The organism is Pseudomonas sp. EL_65y_Pfl1_R83 (genome assembly GCF_963970695.1).
In the GTDB taxonomy this organism is placed as follows: Bacteria; Pseudomonadota; Gammaproteobacteria; order Pseudomonadales; family Pseudomonadaceae; genus Aquipseudomonas; species Aquipseudomonas tritici.
This window is the reverse complement of the sequence record NZ_CAXAQI010000498.1, coordinates 1-433: the sequence shown is the minus strand read 5'-3', so window position 1 is coordinate 433 and position 433 is coordinate 1. Positions and strand designations below refer to the sequence as shown.

At 65.8% G+C, this 433-nt stretch carries 1 protein-coding gene; it reads right to left on the bottom strand.

Annotated elements, in window-relative coordinates:
• Positions 1–3: 3 nt before the first annotated feature.
• On the bottom strand, positions 4–433 hold a 430-nt coding region (locus AACY08_RS30025; RefSeq protein WP_339472722.1), incomplete at its 5' end, for a TCP-1/cpn60 chaperonin family protein.

Below are 433 nucleotides of genomic sequence, written 5' to 3'. Positions count from 1 at the left end.
GGATCAGAAATCCATACCGCCCATGCCGCCCATGCCGCCGCCGCCGCCCATCGGCATGGCGGGCTTGTCTTCCGGCAGTTCGCTGATCGCCGCTTCGGTGGTGATCAACAGGCCGGCAACCGACGCCGCGTCCTGAAGTGCCGTGCGAACGACCTTGGTCGGGTCGATCACGCCGCTCTCGACGAGGTTTTCATACTTGTCGGTCTGCGCGTTGAAGCCCTGGGTCGGATCGTTGCCCTCGAGCAGCTTGCCCGAGATCACCGCACCGTCATGGCCCGCATTCGCCGCAATCTGGCGAACCGGCGCGTAGAGCGCCTTGCGGACGATATCGATGCCGCGGGTCTGGTCGTCGTTGAAGCCCTTCATGCCCTCAAGGGCCTTGGTGGCATAGAGGAGCGCCGTGCCGCCGCCGGGGACGATGCCTTCCTGCACC